This is a genomic window from Salipiger sp. PrR002 (assembly GCF_010500775.1).
In the GTDB taxonomy this organism is placed as follows: Bacteria; Pseudomonadota; Alphaproteobacteria; order Rhodobacterales; family Rhodobacteraceae; genus Salipiger.
Genome location: NZ_JAAGOU010000005.1, coordinates 32,276 through 47,935, shown reverse-complemented (window position 1 = coordinate 47,935; position 15,660 = coordinate 32,276). Strand labels below are relative to the sequence as shown.

At 66.1% G+C, this 15,660-nt stretch carries 17 protein-coding genes; 15 read left to right on the top strand and 2 right to left on the bottom strand.

Features of this window, described 5'->3' with window-relative positions:
• The first annotated feature begins 34 nt into the window (after window positions 1–34).
• The 3 genes from G0A00_RS06740 to fliP are packed head-to-tail and all read left to right on the top strand — an operon-like array spanning window position 35 to window position 1,631.
• Complete coding sequence (locus G0A00_RS06740) at window positions 35–553, top strand: ABC transporter ATP-binding protein (protein ID WP_368667673.1); 519 nt, start codon at window positions 35–37, stop codon at window positions 551–553.
• On the top strand, window positions 546–863 hold the full coding sequence (locus G0A00_RS06735) for a FliM/FliN family flagellar motor switch protein (protein WP_164179912.1): 318 nt from the start codon (window positions 546–548) through the stop codon (window positions 861–863). The genes G0A00_RS06740 and G0A00_RS06735 overlap by 8 nt, the downstream gene beginning before the upstream one ends.
• A 30-nt stretch (window positions 864–893) precedes the next feature.
• Window positions 894–1,631 carry a flagellar type III secretion system pore protein FliP gene (gene fliP, locus G0A00_RS06730; RefSeq protein ID WP_164180190.1) on the top strand — a complete coding sequence of 246 codons (738 nt, stop codon included), beginning with the start codon at window positions 894–896 and terminating at the stop codon, window positions 1,629–1,631.
• 104 nt (window positions 1,632–1,735) lie between these two features.
• On the opposite strand, the gene G0A00_RS06725 is transcribed toward fliP, so the two are convergent.
• Window positions 1,736–2,659 carry a rhodanese-related sulfurtransferase gene (locus tag G0A00_RS06725; RefSeq protein ID WP_164179910.1) on the bottom strand — a complete coding sequence of 308 codons (924 nt, stop codon included), beginning with the start codon at window positions 2,657–2,659 and terminating at the stop codon, window positions 1,736–1,738.
• Window positions 2,660–2,782: 123 nt separating this feature from the next.
• On the opposite strand from G0A00_RS06725, the gene pncA reads away from it, so the two are divergent.
• The 6 genes from pncA (at window position 2,783) to G0A00_RS06695 (ending at window position 8,517) form a co-directional block, all read left to right on the top strand.
• Window positions 2,783–3,385: a bifunctional nicotinamidase/pyrazinamidase gene (pncA, locus tag G0A00_RS06720; RefSeq protein ID WP_164179908.1), complete on the top strand. Its 603-nt coding sequence runs from the start codon at window positions 2,783–2,785 to the stop codon at window positions 3,383–3,385.
• 131 nt (window positions 3,386–3,516) lie between these two features.
• Window positions 3,517–4,806 carry a nicotinate phosphoribosyltransferase gene (gene pncB, locus G0A00_RS06715; protein ID WP_164179906.1) on the top strand — a complete coding sequence of 430 codons (1,290 nt, stop codon included), beginning with the start codon at window positions 3,517–3,519 and terminating at the stop codon, window positions 4,804–4,806.
• An 85-nt stretch (window positions 4,807–4,891) separates the two neighbouring features.
• Window positions 4,892–5,977, top strand: a complete 1,086-nt coding sequence (hisC, locus tag G0A00_RS06710) for a histidinol-phosphate transaminase (protein ID WP_164179904.1) — start codon at window positions 4,892–4,894, stop codon at window positions 5,975–5,977.
• Window positions 5,974–6,897, top strand: a complete 924-nt coding sequence (locus G0A00_RS06705; protein ID WP_164179902.1) for a prephenate/arogenate dehydrogenase family protein — start codon at window positions 5,974–5,976, stop codon at window positions 6,895–6,897. The genes hisC and G0A00_RS06705 overlap by 4 nt, the downstream gene beginning before the upstream one ends.
• Window positions 6,894–7,754, top strand: a complete 861-nt coding sequence (locus tag G0A00_RS06700; protein ID WP_164179900.1) for an extensin family protein — start codon at window positions 6,894–6,896, stop codon at window positions 7,752–7,754. The genes G0A00_RS06705 and G0A00_RS06700 overlap by 4 nt, the downstream gene beginning before the upstream one ends.
• 220 nt (window positions 7,755–7,974) lie before the next feature.
• Complete coding sequence (locus G0A00_RS06695; RefSeq protein WP_164179899.1) at window positions 7,975–8,517, top strand: hypothetical protein; 543 nt, start codon at window positions 7,975–7,977, stop codon at window positions 8,515–8,517.
• Window positions 8,518–8,746: 229 nt separating this feature from the next.
• On the opposite strand, the gene G0A00_RS06690 is transcribed toward G0A00_RS06695, so the two are convergent.
• A complete protein-coding gene (locus G0A00_RS06690) occupies window positions 8,747–9,307 on the bottom strand; it encodes a TlpA disulfide reductase family protein (RefSeq protein ID WP_164179898.1) in 561 nt (186 codons plus the stop codon).
• A gap of 22 nt (window positions 9,308–9,329) precedes the next feature.
• Here G0A00_RS06690 and argH point away from each other — a divergent pair, with 22 nt between their 5' ends.
• The 6 genes from argH (at window position 9,330) to G0A00_RS06660 (ending at window position 15,613) form a co-directional block, all read left to right on the top strand.
• Window positions 9,330–10,721 carry an argininosuccinate lyase gene (argH, locus tag G0A00_RS06685; RefSeq protein WP_164179897.1) on the top strand — a complete coding sequence of 464 codons (1,392 nt, stop codon included), beginning with the start codon at window positions 9,330–9,332 and terminating at the stop codon, window positions 10,719–10,721.
• A complete protein-coding gene (locus G0A00_RS06680; RefSeq protein ID WP_066103575.1) occupies window positions 10,718–10,897 on the top strand; it encodes a hypothetical protein in 180 nt (59 codons plus the stop codon). The genes argH and G0A00_RS06680 overlap by 4 nt, the downstream gene beginning before the upstream one ends.
• Before the next feature lie 140 nt (window positions 10,898–11,037).
• Window positions 11,038–11,208 (top strand): argininosuccinate lyase, encoded by a 171-nt coding sequence (locus tag G0A00_RS06675; protein ID WP_224905961.1) that lies wholly within the window; start codon window positions 11,038–11,040, stop codon window positions 11,206–11,208.
• A complete protein-coding gene (locus G0A00_RS06670; protein WP_164179896.1) occupies window positions 11,205–11,516 on the top strand; it encodes a DUF2834 domain-containing protein in 312 nt (103 codons plus the stop codon). The genes G0A00_RS06675 and G0A00_RS06670 overlap by 4 nt, the downstream gene beginning before the upstream one ends.
• A 121-nt stretch (window positions 11,517–11,637) precedes the next feature.
• A complete protein-coding gene (gene lysA / locus G0A00_RS06665; RefSeq protein ID WP_164179895.1) occupies window positions 11,638–12,903 on the top strand; it encodes a diaminopimelate decarboxylase in 1,266 nt (421 codons plus the stop codon).
• A 73-nt stretch (window positions 12,904–12,976) separates the two neighbouring features.
• Window positions 12,977–15,613: a TIGR02302 family protein gene (locus tag G0A00_RS06660; protein ID WP_164179894.1), complete on the top strand. Its 2,637-nt coding sequence runs from the start codon at window positions 12,977–12,979 to the stop codon at window positions 15,611–15,613.
• Window positions 15,614–15,660 lie beyond the last annotated feature (47 nt).

Below are 15,660 nucleotides of genomic sequence, written 5' to 3'. Positions count from 1 at the left end.
GCAGGGCACGCCCGCCGCCCCAGACGAAGCGCAGGTGGAATCGGCCAAACTGGAGTCGTTCGACACGGGCTATCGCGCCGGCTGGGACGACGCGATCAAAGCGCAATCAGAGGATCAGGGCCGAATTGCCAGCGATTTTGCGCAAAACCTGCAGGACCTGTCCTTCACTTACACAGAGGCGTACCGCCAATTGCTCGAAGGCGTCACACCGCTGCTCGAAGAGATGCTGCATGCTCTGCTCCCGGCCATGCTGCGCGACACACTGGGCATGCACCTCCACGCGCAACTCAGCGCAATGGCGCAGCAGATCGCCAAGCGCGAAGTGGTGATCATGGTCGCCCCCGGCGCCACCGAACAGGTGGCCCCGCTGCTTGAGCAGGACTTTGGATTTCCGCTGCGCCTGCAGGAGGATCCCGCGCTCGCGGAAGGGCAGGCCGACCTACGGTTTGGCGAGACCGAGCAGCAGATCGATCTCAGCGGCATGCTGCAGGAGGTGACGCAAGCGGTCGAAGGCTTTGCTCATGACACCCGCAGGGAGGCAGCCCATGGATGAGATCGCTGAACAGCCGGCAGACGGACAGCCCGCGGCAGAGCGGCCCTCGGCGAGCCAAAACGCGCCCTTCACTTCAGTGCCGATCGAGATCACCGTCTCGGTCGGGCGAGCGCGGCCGCTGGTGCGCGATCTGCTCAAGCTCGGGGAGGGATCGGTGCTCACGCTCGACCGCCGGCTTGAGGATCCGGTCGAGCTCTATGTTGGCGACCGGCTCATCGGGACCGGGGCGCTCGAGGTCACCGGCGAGGGGGAAAATGCCCAGCTTGCCGTGCGGCTGATCGAGGTCATGGACCTGCAGAGCCCGGGCTGATCCGTGCCCAGCGCCGCCCTCTCCCGGTTCATGCGTCGCAGCCCGTGGCATCTGGCGGGCCTTGTGTCGATGCTCAGCCTCGCGCCCGATGCCGCGCTTGCGCAGCAGATATCGGTGGACTTCGGTGGTGGTGGCTCGGTCTCCGCCGTCAGCCTGCAACTCATTGCGCTAATCACCCTGCTCAGTCTCGCGCCCGGCATCGCCATCATGGTGACCTGCTTTCCGTTCATCGTCACCGTTCTGGCGATCCTGCGGCAAGCGCTCGGGCTACAGCAATCGCCGCCCAATATGCTGATCGTCAGCCTCGCGCTCTTTTTGACCTATTTCGTGATGGAGCCGACCTTCACCGCCGCGTGGCAGGGCGGGGTGCAGCCGCTTCTCGACGAGCGGATCGAGCTGACCGAGGCCACAAGGCGCACGCTCATCCCCTTTCGCGGCTTCATGGCCGCGCGCTGCGATCCTGCGACCTTCGAGGCGATGGCGGATCTGCGCCCCGACACGCAGGGCGAGGGGCTCGCGCCAGAGGCACCGCTCTCGCTGCTGGTGCCCAGCTTCATGCTTTCCGAGATCGCGCGGGCCTTTCAGGTGGGATTTCTGGTGTTCCTGCCGTTCCTGATCATCGACCTCGTGGTCGCGGCGGTGCTCATGTCCATGGGGATGATGATGGTGCCGCCCGCGATCGTGTCGCTGCCCTTCAAGCTGGCGTTCTTCGTCATCGCCGACGGCTGGTCGCTGCTCTCTGCCGCCCTAGTGCGCAGTTACTTCTGATGAAGATGCAACCGTGCGGCATCAGACCGTCCAGACGCCCAGCGCAAGCGCGTCCCAAGACTGGCCAGAAAACGCGCGCCGCCAATCGAAAGCGCGCGCCCTGCTCAGAGACCCTCGCCCGGCGTATCCGCGTGCAGGTGGCGCTCGCCGCGGGCTTTGGCCAATGCGATCTGCTTCTGCCGCTCGCGGAAGCGCGCTTTGTCCTCGTCCGAGGTCTCGCCGATGCACTGATGACAGGACACGCCTTCCTCAAAGTCGGGACGGGCGCGATCCTCGGGCAGGATCGGGCGGCGGCAGGCATGGCAGAGCTCATGCGGCCCCTCGCGCAGCCCGTGCTCAACCGACACCCGGCCATCGAAGACAAAGCAGCTGCCCTGCCACGTGCTGTCGGTCTCGGGCACCTCTTCGAGGTACTTCAGGATGCCGCCCTTGAGGTGATAGACGTCCTCGACCCCTTGGCTCAGCAGGTAGTTGGTGGACTTCTCACAGCGGATGCCGCCGGTGCAGAACATGGCGATGCGCTTGTTGTGAAAGCGCTCTTTGTTCTGCTCCCACCATTCGGGGAACTCGCGGAACGAGGTGGTCTGCGGGTCCACCGCGCCCTCGAAAGTGCCGATGGCGATTTCGTAGTCGTTGCGCGTGTCGATCACCGCCACATCGGGCGAGCGGATCAGCTCGTTCCATTCGGCGGGCGCCACATAATGACCAACCTTGGCGCGCGGATCGACGCCGGGCTGGCCCATGGTGACGATCTCTTTCTTCAGGCGCACTTTCATGCGCGCGAAGGGCCGCTCCGACGCCTCCGAGACTTTCCATTCCAGATCGGCGCAGCCGGGCAGCGCGCGGATATGGGCAAGCACCGCATCAATGCCGGCGCGCGGGCCGGCGATGGTGCCATTGATCCCCTCGCCAGCGAGCAGCAGCGTGCCGGTGACAGCCTGCGCAAGGCACAGGTCCAGCAGCGGCCCACGCAGAGCGGCGGGATCGTCGAAACGGGTGAAGTGGTAGAGGGCGCAGACGGTGAACATGCGCGCGGATTTACGCCCTTGGTTCGAGTCGGGCAAGCGGCAGCATTGCCGCAGCATTGACGGGCGGGCGCCGTCCCCCTTAAGCCTGTGGAAAGCCACGCAGACTGCCCCGGAGAACCGCCCATGCACGCGCTCATCGTCATCGACGTCCAGAACGATTTCTGCCCCGGCGGCGCGCTGGCGGTGCCCGGCGGCGACGAGATCGTCGAACCGATCAACGCGCTGATGGCCGAGGCCGAGGCGGTGGTGCTGACGCAGGACTGGCATCCCGCGGACCATTCCTCTTTCGCGTCGAGCCACACCGGCAAGGCGCCGATGGAGATGACCGAGATGCCCTATGGCCCGCAGGTGCTCTGGCCGGACCACTGCGTGATCGGCAGCGCGGGCGCGGCCTTTCACCCCGCGCTCGACACCGACCGGGCCGATCTGATCATCCGCAAGGGCTATGACCCGGCGATCGACAGCTACTCGGCCTTCTTCGAGAACGACCGCCGCACCCCCACGGGGCTCGAGGGCTACCTGCGCAGCCGCGGCATCGAGGCGCTCACCATGGTGGGTCTGGCGACGGATTTTTGCGTGAATTACTCGGCGCTGGACGCGGCGCGGCTGGGGCTCGACGTCTCGGTGCGCATGGATCTGTGCCGCGCCATCGACTTCGACGGCTCGCTGGCGGCGGCGCGCGCCGCCATGACCGGCGCAGGCGTTCGTCTGGCCAGTTTGGGCTGATCGGCGGATGCGCTGCGCCGCAGTTCCGCTAGACCTCCGCGCAAGCCGTTGCATGAACGGCAGAAAGCCCTTGGCCCTTCCCGTGACAATCGCGTAACACGGGCACCGATTGCCCGTGAGGAGTGTGCGCCGTGGAAATCGCGACCCGAGTCTGGAACCACCGCTGGAAGATCGACCCGATCGTCCGGTCGCTGATCGACACCGATTTCTACAAGCTGCTCATGTGCCAGTCGGTGTTCCACAACCGCCCCGACACGCAGGTGACCTTCAGCCTGATCAACCGCTCCAGCGACGTGCCGCTGGCCAAGCTGATCGACGAGGGCGAGCTGCGCGAGCAGCTGGACCACATCCGCTCGCTCAGCCTGACCCGCGGCGAGAGCACTTGGCTGCGCGGCAATACCTTTTACGGCAAGCGCCAGATGTTCCGGCCCGACTTCATGGAGTGGTTCGAGAACCTGCGCCTGCCGCCCTATTTCCTCGAACGTGTCGGCGATCAGTATGAGCTGACCTTCGAAGGCAGCTGGCCCGAGGTCATGCTGTGGGAGATCCCAGCCCTCGCCGTGCTGATGGAACTGCGCGGGCGCGCGGTGCTCAACCACATGGGCAAGTTCGAGCTTCAGGTGCTTTACGCCCGCGCCGCGACGAAGCTGTGGGAGAAGATCGAGCGTCTGCGCGGCCAACCCGGCCTGAAGATCGCCGATTTCGGCACCCGCCGCCGCCACAGCTTTTTGTGGCAGGACTGGTGCGTTCAGGCGATGGTCGAGGGGCTGGGCGACGGGTTCACCGGCACCTCGAACTGTCTGATCGCCAAGAACCGCGACCTCGAGGCCATCGGCACCAACGCCCATGAGCTGCCGATGGTCTATGCCGCGCTGGCCGAGGACGACGCGGCACTGGCGCGCGCGCCCTATGACGTGCTGGCCGACTGGCACCGCGAGCATGAGGGCAACCTGCGGATGATCCTGCCCGACACCTATGGCACCGAGGGTTTCCTGCGCAACGCGCCCGACTGGCTGGCGGGCTGGACCGGCATCCGCATCGACAGCGGCGACCCCGCGACCGGTGCCGAGATCGCCATCCGCTGGTGGCAGGAGCGCGGCGAAGACCCGCGCGAGAAGCTGGTGATCTTCTCGGACGGACTCGACGAGGAGAAGATCCTCGAGCTTTATCACCAGTTCTCGGGCCGGGTGCGCGTCTCCTTCGGCTGGGGCACGCTGCTGACCAATGACTTCCGCGGCCTCACCCCCGACGACCGGCTGGCGCCCTTCAGCCTCGTCTGCAAGGCGGTGAGCGCCAATGGCCGCCCCACGGTGAAGCTTTCGGACAACCCCAACAAGGCGATGGGCCCCAAGGACGAGATCGCCCGCTATAAGCGCGTTTTCGAGGTCGGCGAGCAGCAGCGGATGGACGTGGTCGTCTGACCTGCGCACCGCCGCCCACCGACTCTGGCATGTGCCAAGCCACCGCGCTATGACGACACGGCATCTTAGCTGAGGAAAGACCGCAATGGCTGGCATCGAACCGCAACCCGGCATCATGGACATCGAGCTCTACGTGGGCGGCAAGTCCCATCTTGCGGGCGTGTCGAACGTGATCAAGCTCAGCTCGAACGAGAACCCCTTCGGCCCGTCGCATGCGACTCAGGAGGCGGTGCGCCGCGTTGTGCATGAGATGCACCGCTATCCTTCGTCCGATCACATCGAACTGCGCGAGGCCATCGGCGAGGTCTGGGGCCTTGATCCCCAGCGCGTCATCTGCGGCAACGGCTCGGACGAGATCATCGCGTTTCTGTGCCAAGCCTATGCCGGTCCGGGCACCGAGGTGATCCACACCGAGCACGGCTTTGCCATGCACAAGATCTCGGCCATGGCCGCCGGTGCCACCCCCATCGAGGTCGCCGAGCAGGACCGCGTGGTCAGCGTCGACAATATCCTCGCCGCCTGCACCGAGCGCACCAAGCTGGTCTTCGTCGCCAACCCCGCCAATCCCACCGGCACGATGATCGGGCTGGCGGAGCTGGAGCGGCTGGCGAACGGCATCCCCGAAACCGCCATTCTGGTGATCGACAGCGCCTATGCGGAATATGTCGAGGGCTATGACGGCGGCGCCAAACTGGCCACCGACCGGCCCAATGTCTTCATGACCCGCACCTTCTCGAAGCTCTACGGTCTGGGCGGCATGCGCATCGGCTGGGGTTACGGCCCGCAAGAAATCATCGACGTGCTCAACCGCGTGCGCGGCCCGTTCAACGTGACCGCGCTGACACTGGCCGCTGCCGAGGCCGCGATCCGCGACACCGCCTATGTCGAGAAGTGCCGCACCGAGAACGCCCGCATGCGCGCATGGCTGGGCGAGGCGCTGGCCGAGCATGGCGTGTCTTCGGATGCCTCCACCGCGAACTTCATCCTCGCCCGCTTCGGCTCGCAGGACGAAGCCGAGGCCTGTGACAGCTACCTGCAGTCGCAGGGCGTGATCGTGCGCCGCACCACCGGCTACAAGCTGCCGCACGCGCTGCGCATCACCGTCGGTGACGAGGCATCGTGCCGCCGGGTGGCGCATCTGGTGGGGCAGTTCAAGGCAGGCGCGCGATGAGCGAGACGCAGGACTACCAGCGCGTTGCCCTGATCGGTCTGGGCCTCATCGCCTCGTCGATCTTCTGGGCGATGAAGCGCGCTGGCATGGCCTCCCATGTCACCGGCTACGCGCGCTCGGCCGAAACGCGCGAGACCGCGCGGCGGCTCGGCCTCTGCCACGAGATCGTCGATGATCTGACGGCGGCGGTGAAGGATGCCGATCTGGTGATCCTCGCCGTGCCGGTCGGCGCCATGGGGCCGATCGCCGAGACCATCGCGCCGCATCTGAAGCCCGGCTGCACCATCACCGACGTTGGCTCGGTGAAGAAAGAGGTCATCGAGGCGGTGCGCCCGCATCTGCCCGAGGGCGTGGATTTTGTCCCCACCCACCCGATGGCGGGCACCGAGCATTCCGGCCCCGACGCCGGGTTCGCCTCGCTTTACGACAACCGCTGGTGCCTGATCGTGCCGGATGGCGCGTCTGAGGATGCCACGGCCCGGCTCGAGACCTTCTGGCAGGCGCTCGGCGCCAAGACCGAGCGCATGGATGTCGAGCATCACGATCTGGTCTGCGCCGTGGTCAGCCATGTACCGCACCTCATCGCCTATACGATGGTGGGCGTGGCCGACGACCTGCGCCGCGTGTCTGATCAGGAGGTCATCAAGTTCTCCGCCGCCGGTTTCCGCGATTTCACCCGTATCGCGGCCTCGGATCCCACCATGTGGCGCGACGTCTTCATGACCAACAAACAGGCCACGCTGGAGATCCTCGGACGCTTCACCGAAGAGCTTTTTGCGCTGCAACGTGCCATCCGCACCGGCGATGGCGATTTGCTCTTTGACTACTTCACCCGGACGCGGGAAATTCGTCGGGGCATTCTGCAGGCCGGTCAGGACACGGATGCACCGGATTTCGGACGGGTGAAGGTGGAAAAATGATTGCTCGGGCGATGGCACTGGCGGCACTGATGCTTCTGGCATCGCCGCTTGGTGCCGCGCCCGAAACCTCGCTTCGTCCGGTCGAGCGGATGCTGCGGCAAGCGCCAGAGCCCGCGGCACCCCCCGTGGTTACCGGGAATGGCACGGTCCAGCGGAAAGCTCCGAATGCAGGTGCAAATTCGGGCACCACTCTGGGCACCAACCTCCCCCCTGCCCTGCCAGCCCTCGCCTTCGCAGCGCGGTCACCGCAGGCCATCGGCAATTCGCTGCGCCCGCTGCGGCGCAGTCAGGCGGTGATCGAAAAGGCGCTGGCGCTGCGCAAGCAAAGGCAGCGCGGCGCGGTCTGCGGCGACCCCGAACTTCAAGGCACGCCGATCGGCAATGTACCCGGCCGCATCAACGGCTGCGGCATCACCGATGCGATAAAGCTGCGCAGCGTTTCCGGCCTGTCGCTGAGCACCCGCGCGACGATCGACTGCACCACCGCCCGCGCGCTGAAGACATGGGTCGACACCGCGGTGAAGCCCGCTGTCGGCAGCACCGGCGGCGGTGTGAAGGGTCTGCGCGTGGCCGCGAGCTACGCCTGCCGCGCGCGCAACAACCAGCCCGGCGCCAAGATCAGCGAACACGGCAAGGGCCGCGCCATCGACATTTCCGCCATCCAACTGCGCGACGGCAGCGAGATCTCTGTGCTGCGCGACTGGGGTGGCGGCAGCCGCGGCCGCATCCTGCGCAGCCTGCACAGCGACGCCTGCGGTCCCTTTGGTACGGTTCTGGGCCCGGAGTCGGATCGTTTCCACCAAGATCACTTTCATTTCGACACGGCCCGCTACCGCGCTGGCACATATTGCCGCTGAGAACGTCAATATTGGCTTAAAAAAGGCAGGCGCTCACGGCGTCCTTCCGCGATTCGCGCCAGATAGGCGCGTATTTCAGAAACAGTCCAAACCCACAAACCAGAACTGTCCGTGAATTTTCTAAATTTGCGGCGAATTTTTGTCTGATATTTGATTTCCCGCCGCAATTCGCCGAGATTTAATTAACGGGTGGGGGCCCATCGAAAAGGAGCGCACTGCCATGCGCGTATTTTTCACAGCACTGCTGGCGGCGATCTGCGCGTCGCCTTTGCACGCCGACGTCGAGATGGAAACCGCGCGCTTCGCGCCGGGCTCGCTGCTGGTGATGGAAGATCAGGAAGGCCGGGTGGTCAGCCATCTGGCGCGCGGCGAAGTTCAGGGCCTATTCCGCTTTGACATCTTCGACGGCGCAAGCGGCGATGCCCCCTATGCCGGGCGCTATTACACGGACCGGCGCGGCGAGGTGCTGCTCAGCGTTGCGGCCAACGGCGCAGTCACGCGGTTCGAGCCTGACAGCTGCGCCCGCACGCTGGGCGAATGCGAATATGAGATCGTGCACGCCGACGGCCGCCGCGAGATGCGCATTCGAGAAACGCGCCGCACTTCGACCGGGCTTGCCTGGGCCGAATGGGGCAACGACGGGCTGATCGCCACGGGCGGCACCGATCTCGACGACATCGGCGCGCCGCGCGAAAGCTGGCAGCAGAACGCGCTGAACGGCGACAGCTCGCGGGTGCACCGCGTCTCTCTGGCGCTTCGGTAATTGCTCTTCGACCTTACGGAGCCAAATAACCCAGCTCCAATTTCCAAATGATTTTCTAATGAAATTTTAACTTGGATTGAATTAGTAACAAGTGCCCCGGTAACCAGTGACGGTAATAGGGTAACCAGTGCAGCAGGGCGGGCTTGTCTCGCCCTGCTTTTTTAGGCTCTGCTTTTTTAGGCCCGCCAGTTTTAGTCCCGGCAGTCTATTAGGTCCGCCGGTTTGAATGTCAGCTCTCGCCGCCGATCAGCGCCGCAAGCACAGCCCGCGCATTCTCGGATGCCCAGTCCACATCGCCGGTCAGCCGCGCCACCTCCTCGCCCTCGGGGTTGAGGATCACCGAGACCGGCAACCCAAGCACCGCCATCTGCCGCGCCAGTTTCGACTTCGGGTCGCGGTTCAGCGGCAGATTGTCGACGCCGATCTCGTCAAAGAAGCTCTGCATCGCCGGCGGCGGATTGCGCCCCGTGGCGATGGTCACCACCTCAAAGCTGTCGCCGCCCATGTCCTTTTGCAGCGCCGAAAGCGCGGGCATCTCTTCGCGGCAGGGCGCGCACCATGTGGCCCAGAAGTTCACCAGCGCCCATTTGCCTTCGAGGTCGGACAGCGCCTTGGGGTTGCCTTCGAAGTCGATGAACCCCTCGGTGCCCGCCGGTTTCGGCGCCGGGTGGAACACCAGCTTCTTCATCTCGCCCTCGCGCAACGCGCTGGCGCTCTGCACATCGGCGAGCGCCGGATTTGCAAGCGCAACACCGGCGGTATAGAGGATCGCCAAGGCCAGTTTTTTCATCTTCCCTCCGGAAAGGCAGCACATGTCGGACAAGACCTCGAACCAGATGTGGGGCGGCCGTTTCGCCGCAGGACCCGATGCGATCATGGAGGCGATCAACGCCTCGATCGGCTTCGACAAGCGGCTGGCGGCGCAGGATATTGCCGGCTCGAGGGCCCATGCGGCCATGCTCGCCGCCACAGGCATCGTCGAGACTAGCGACGCCGAAGCGATCCGGGAAGGTCTGCTCACGGTCTTGTCAGAGATCGAAGGCGGTGACTTCGCGTTTTCCACCGCACTGGAAGACATCCACATGAACGTCGAGGCGCGTCTGAAGGAAATCATCGGCGAACCGGCTGGCCGCCTGCACACCGCGCGCTCGCGCAACGATCAGGTGGCGACCGACTTCCGCCTCTGGGTGCGCGACCAATGCGACGCCGCAGAGGGCGGCATTCTGGCGCTGATGAAGGCGCTGCTGGGTCAGGCCGAGGCTGGCGCCGATTGGGTGATGCCGGGCTTCACGCACCTGCAGACCGCGCAGCCGGTCACCTGGGGTCACCATATGATGGCCTATGTCGAGATGTTCGCCCGGGATCTGTCGCGCATGCGGGACGCGCGCAAGCGGATGAACGAATCGCCGCTCGGCGCCGCCGCGCTTGCGGGCACCGGCTTCCCGATCGACCGCCAGATGACCGCCGAGGCGCTTGGCTTCGACCGGCCCATGGCCAACTCGCTCGACGCCGTGTCGGACCGCGATTTTGCGCTGGAGTTCCTCGCCGCCGCCTCGATCTGCGCCATGCATCTGTCGCGCTTTGCCGAAGAGCTGGTGATCTGGTCCTCGGCCCAGTTCCGCTTCGTGACCCTGTCGGACCGTTTCTCCACCGGCTCGTCGATCATGCCGCAGAAAAAGAACCCCGACGCCGCCGAACTGATCCGCGCCAAGATCGGCCGCATCTTCGGTGCCAATGTCGCGCTGCTGATGGTGATGAAGGGTCTGCCGCTGGCCTATTCGAAGGACATGCAGGAAGACAAGGAACAGGTGTTCGACGCCGCCGACAACCTGATGCTGGCGCTCGCCGCGATGGAAGGCATGGTCAAGGACATGACCGGCAATGTCGCAAACCTCGAGGCCGCCGCCGCCTCGGGCTTCTCCACCGCCACCGATCTTGCCGATTGGCTGGTGCGCGAAACCGGCCTGCCGTTCCGCGACGCCCACCATGTCACCGGCGCGCTTGTGGCCATGGCCGAGAAAAAAGGCTGCGATCTGAGCGATCTTTCGCTTGAGGAGATGAAATCGGTCAACGACGCAATCTCCGAGGGTATCTTCGATGTGCTGGGCGTGCATAATTCGGTGGCAAGCCGAATGAGCTATGGTGGAACCGCCCCGGCCCGCGTGCGCGAGCAGGTGGCCCGATGGAAGGAAATCCTCGGATGACAAGACTCGCCGGACTGACCCTGATCGCCGTGACCATGTTTCTCGCCGCCTGCGAGGATCCCAACACGCGCGGCCCAAGGGTCAACACCGGCGTTTCGATCGGCCCCGGCGGCGTGAAACCCCATGTGGGTGTCTCCGCCGGACGCGGCCCGGTCCGGGTTGGCGTCGGCACCTGAGGACAGGCGCCCGGCAAGACTGGTACCTGAACACAGGTACCCGGCGCGGCAGCCGACTTGCCGCGCCCCGCGTCCTGAGCGAAACTGGTTCCTGAGCGAGACTGCCCCCGACCTATCCGGGCGCGCAAAGATCGCAAGGAATGCGAGGACTACCGATGATCATCCGCAGCGCACAGGCCCTTGGCCTTGCACTTCTGCTCGCCGCCTGCGGCGCCGATGGCGCCCCGACCCGGCCCGAGCCCAAGGACAGCACGCCCGAGCCCGGCGTCAGCATCCACGGCACCGTGAAGATGGGCATTTCCAGCAAATGAGGCTGCGCCACCTGTGGCTGGCACTGGCGCTCTGGCGCGCGGTGCATCCGATGGTGCATATGCTTGGCTGGCTGGCTGGCAACGACTGGTCGCTGCCCGGCATGATCGCCGCGTGGCAGGCCAATGGCGCGGTCACCGGCCTGAGCTGGGATCTGGTCATCACCGCCATCACCCTGACGCTCTGGATCCTCGCCGAGGTCGCGGTGCGCCGCAACTGGAGCGCGCTGCTGGCGATTCCCGCCACTTTCCTTATCGGCGTCAGCTGCGGCCTGCCGCTCTACCTGTGGTTCCGCTCAAGGCCGATCTGAGACGCCCGCCCAAAGGTTTGGCGCCGTTTCCGGGCGATGCATCGCCCTGTTCCCTTCCCACGGGTTATCCTTTATCCCCGCGCTGAAGCCCTTAGGCGGCAGCAGTTATCCGGGGACCGACATGGACCATTTCCTCTATCGCAACGGCATTCTCCACGCCGAGGACGTGCCCCTGCCCGAGATCATCTCGCAGGTGGGCAGCCCGGTCTATGTCTACTCCACCGCCACGCTGCTGCGGCACTTCCTGCTGTTCGACGAGGCGCTGAGCTGGGGTCCGCATCTGGTGTGCTATGCGATGAAGGCCGCCTCCAATCAGGCGATCCTCAAGACGCTGGCCAAGGCCGGCGCGGGCATGGATGTGGTCTCGGGCGGCGAATACGCCCGCGCCAAGGCTGCCGGCGTGCCCGGCGAGCGCATCGTCTTCTCCGGCGTCGGCAAGACCCGCTCCGAGATCCGCACCGCGCTCGAGGGCGGCATCCGCCAGTTCAACATCGAGAGCGAGCCCGAGATGGAAGTGATCTCGGAGGTCGCCAGCGCGCTTGGCGTCACCGCTCCGGTCACCATCCGCGTCAACCCGGACGTCGACGCCAAGACCCACGCCAAGATCGCCACCGGCAAATCCGAGAATAAATTCGGCATTCCCATCGCCCGCGCCCGCGAGGTCTATGCCCGCGCCGCCGCGCTGCCGGGGCTGAAGGTGGTCGGCATCGACGTGCACATCGGCTCGCAGCTGACCGATCTCGAACCCTTCCGCCTTGCCTATCGCAAAGTCGCCGATCTCACCCTTGCACTGCGCGAGGACGGCCACAGCATCGAACGGCTCGACCTCGGCGGCGGGCTCGGCATTCCCTACACCCGCAGCAACGAAGCGCCGCCGCTGCCCACCGATTACGGCCAGATGATCCGCGAGGAACTGGGCGATCTGGGCTGCGAGATCGAGATCGAGCCGGGCCGCCTGATCGCGGGCAACGCCGGTATCCTCGTGTCGCAGGTGATCTACCTCAAGCACGGCGAGGGCCGCGATTTCCTGATCCTCGACGCGGCGATGAACGATCTCATCCGCCCCGCCATGTATGACGCGCATCACGACATCGTCCCGGTGATCGAACCCGCCCCCGGCGGAGAGCAAAGCACCTACGACATCGTCGGCCCGGTCTGCGAGAGCGGCGACACATTCGCCAAGGCCCGCACCATGCCGCAGGTCAATCCGGGCGAGCTGGTGGCCTTCCGCTCGGCAGGCGCTTACGGCGCGGTCATGTCTTCGGAGTATAATACGCGGGCACTTGTCCCCGAAGTTCTGGTGAATGGAGATCAATTCGCTGTCATTCGCCAGAGACCGAGCTTTGAGGAAATCATAAACCGCGATACGCTTCCGGAGTGGCTGTAAGACCCCGTCCCTGACGGGTCCCCTGCGGTCCAGCACCGCAGGAAAGACCCGCAGCAAGGACCGGGAGACGAGCATGCCCTCAAGGGACCGCGCGCCCGCCGACATCCTCAAGCCGGTAAGATGGCCGCTCCGCCTGACCCTCTGGGGCATGGCGGCGGAACGGCTCGTGCGGGCGTTCTGGCCGCTCTGGTCGGTGATCTTCGTCGTGATCGCGGCGCTGATGCTCGGCCTGCAAGACCTCGTTGCCGTGGAATGGGTTTGGGCCGCTGGCGCTCTGGCGCTCTGCGCCGGGGGCTGGGCGATCTGGCGCGGGATACGCCGCATGCGCTGGCCCCGCCGCGAGGAGGCGCTGCTGCGCCTCGACGGCACGCTGCGCGGCAATCCCATTCAGGCGACGCTCGACACCCCCGCCATCGGCGGCAACGATCCCGGCTCGCAGGCGCTGTGGCAGGCGCATCAGGCCCGGATGCGCGCCCTCCTTGACGAGGCCCGCGCCGTGCAGCCCGACCTGCGGGTGTCGAAATCCGACCCGTTCGCCCTGCGCTATGTGGCGCTGCTGGCGCTCTTGGTGGCGCTGATCTTTGGCTCGGTGCTGCAGATGCGCTCGGTCACCGGCATGGGCCCCTCTGGCGCGGCGCTGGCCTCCGGCCCCACGTGGGAAGGCTGGATGGAGCCGCCCGCCTACACCCGGCTGCCCTCGGTCTACCTCAATGACATCACCGCCGCATCGCTCGACGTGCCCGAGGGCGCGCGCATCACCTTGCGGCTTTATGGCGAGATCGGCGCGCTCGGCGTCGCCGAGACCGTCTCGGGCCGCACCCCCGATCCTGCCGCCGATTCTGCTACGGGCGCCGAGGTTCCGGCGGACACGGCACAGGAATTCACCGTCGCGCAATCGGGTCGGCTGGTGATCGACGGCCCCGGCGGGCGCGGCTGGGACCTCAACGTGATCCCCGACGCGCGGCCCGCCGTCGCCCAGCAGGGCGAGATCGAATCCTCCTACGAGGGCGACGCGCAAATCCCCTTTCAGGCCTCCGACGATTACGGCGTGATCTCCGGCACCGCCCGGATCGAGCTTGCGCTCAGCGAGGTCGACCGCCGCTACGGGCTCGCCCGCGACCCCGAGGAACGCGCCGCGATCGAATTGCCGCTGCCCATGCCCATCGCTGGCAGCCGCACCGAGTTCACCGAAACGCTGATCGAGAATTTCTCCGAGCATCCTTGGGCCAACCTGCCGGTGCGCATCTCTTTCGAGGTTGCCGACGAGGCGGGCCAAACCGGTGCCGACACCGGCTCGGTGATCACCCTGCCCGGCCGCCGCTTCTTTGACCCGCTGGCCGCCGCGCTGATCGAACAGCGCCGCGCCCTGCTGTGGTCGCGCGCGAACGCCCGCGACGTGGTGCAGATCCTCCGCGCCGTCAGCTATCAGCCCGACGACATCTTCCGCTCGGCGGTGCCCTACCTGCGCCTGCGCACGATCCAGCGGCGGCTCGAGGGGTTCACCGCAGATGGCATGACTGCCGAGCAGCAGGACGAGATCGCCGGCGCGCTCTGGGATCTGGCGATGTTGCTCGAAGAGGGCGATCTGTCGGATGCGCTGGAGCGGCTGCAACGCGCGCAGGACCGGCTCACCGAGGCGATGAAGAACGGTGCCTCCGATCAGGAGATCGCCGAGCTGATGCAGGAGCTGCGCGAGGCCACCGACGACTACCTGCGGCAGCTGTCGCGGCAGGCGCAGCAGAACCCCGACCAGAACCAGCAGCAGATGGCTCAGGATCAGAACATGATCGAGATGAGCCAGAACGATCTGCAGCGGATGATGGACCGCATTCAGGAACTGATGGAACAGGGCCGCATGGCCGAGGCGCAAGAAGCGCTGCGGCAGCTTCAGCAGATGATGGAGAACATGCAGGTCACCCAAGGCCAGCCCGGTCAGGGCCAGAGCCCCGGCGAGCAGGCGATGGAGGGTCTCGGCGAGACGCTGCGCAACCAGCAGGGCCTGTCGGACGAGGCGTTCCGCCAGTTGCAGGATCAGTTCAACCCCGGCCAGCAGGGGCAACCGGGCCAGCAGCAGGGGCAACAGCAGGGTCAGCAACAAGGCCAGCCCGGCCAAGGTCAGCAGGGTCAGCAGCAGGGCCCCGGCCAACAGCAGAGCCAAGGTCAGGGCGAAGGTCAGGGTCAGGGCAACTCTCAGCAGGGCGACGGCGGCACGCTCGAGGAAAACCTCGCCGACCGCCAGCAGGCGCTGCGCGACGAGCTGAACCGCCAGCGCGGCAATCTGCCCGGCGCCGGCACCGAGGCCGGCGAGGCCGCGCGCGATGCGCTGCGCCGCGCCGATGACGCCATGGACGGTGCCGAGGAGGCGCTGCGGCAGGATGATTTCGCCGAGGCGCTGGATCAGCAGTCGCAGGCCATGGAAGCGCTGCGCGAGGGCATGCGCAACCTCGGCGAGGCGCTGGCGCAGCAACAGCAGCAGGGTCAGGGCCAGCAGGGCATGGCGCAGGGTGGCGAGCCCGGCCAGCAGCGCGACCCGCTGGGCCGCAACTCCGGCAGCAACGGCCAGTTCGGCACCGATGAGACCATGCTGCAGGGCGAGGACGTCTACCGCCGCGCCCGCGAGTTGCTCGACGAGATCCGCCGCCGCTCGGGCGAGGGCGAACGCCCGCAGGAAGAACTCGAATATCTCGAAAGACTGCTCGACCGGTTCTGACGGTCGCTGTCAAAAGACCCGCAGAGGCAGCCCTGCCGCCCTAACCC

Coding starts and splice junctions, on each gene's coding strand:
- G0A00_RS06700 (WP_164179900.1), top strand. CDS start 6,894: ATGATTGCTCGGGCGATGGCACTGGCGGCACTGATGCTTCTGGCATCG.
- G0A00_RS06705 (WP_164179902.1), top strand. CDS start 5,974: ATGAGCGAGACGCAGGACTACCAGCGCGTTGCCCTGATCGGTCTGGGC.
- G0A00_RS06690 (WP_164179898.1), bottom strand. CDS start 9,307: ATGAAAAAACTGGCCTTGGCGATCCTCTATACCGCCGGTGTTGCGCTT.
- lysA (WP_164179895.1), top strand. CDS start 11,638: ATGGACCATTTCCTCTATCGCAACGGCATTCTCCACGCCGAGGACGTG.
- G0A00_RS06725 (WP_164179910.1), bottom strand. CDS start 2,659: ATGTTCACCGTCTGCGCCCTCTACCACTTCACCCGTTTCGACGATCCC.
- G0A00_RS06695 (WP_164179899.1), top strand. CDS start 7,975: ATGCGCGTATTTTTCACAGCACTGCTGGCGGCGATCTGCGCGTCGCCT.
- G0A00_RS06680 (WP_066103575.1), top strand. CDS start 10,718: ATGACAAGACTCGCCGGACTGACCCTGATCGCCGTGACCATGTTTCTC.
- argH (WP_164179897.1), top strand. CDS start 9,330: ATGTCGGACAAGACCTCGAACCAGATGTGGGGCGGCCGTTTCGCCGCA.
- G0A00_RS06735 (WP_164179912.1), top strand. CDS start 546: ATGGATGAGATCGCTGAACAGCCGGCAGACGGACAGCCCGCGGCAGAG.
- G0A00_RS06675 (WP_224905961.1), top strand. CDS start 11,038: ATGCGAGGACTACCGATGATCATCCGCAGCGCACAGGCCCTTGGCCTT.
- pncA (WP_164179908.1), top strand. CDS start 2,783: ATGCACGCGCTCATCGTCATCGACGTCCAGAACGATTTCTGCCCCGGC.
- hisC (WP_164179904.1), top strand. CDS start 4,892: ATGGCTGGCATCGAACCGCAACCCGGCATCATGGACATCGAGCTCTAC.
- G0A00_RS06670 (WP_164179896.1), top strand. CDS start 11,205: ATGAGGCTGCGCCACCTGTGGCTGGCACTGGCGCTCTGGCGCGCGGTG.
- fliP (WP_164180190.1), top strand. CDS start 894: ATGCGTCGCAGCCCGTGGCATCTGGCGGGCCTTGTGTCGATGCTCAGC.
- G0A00_RS06660 (WP_164179894.1), top strand. CDS start 12,977: ATGCCCTCAAGGGACCGCGCGCCCGCCGACATCCTCAAGCCGGTAAGA.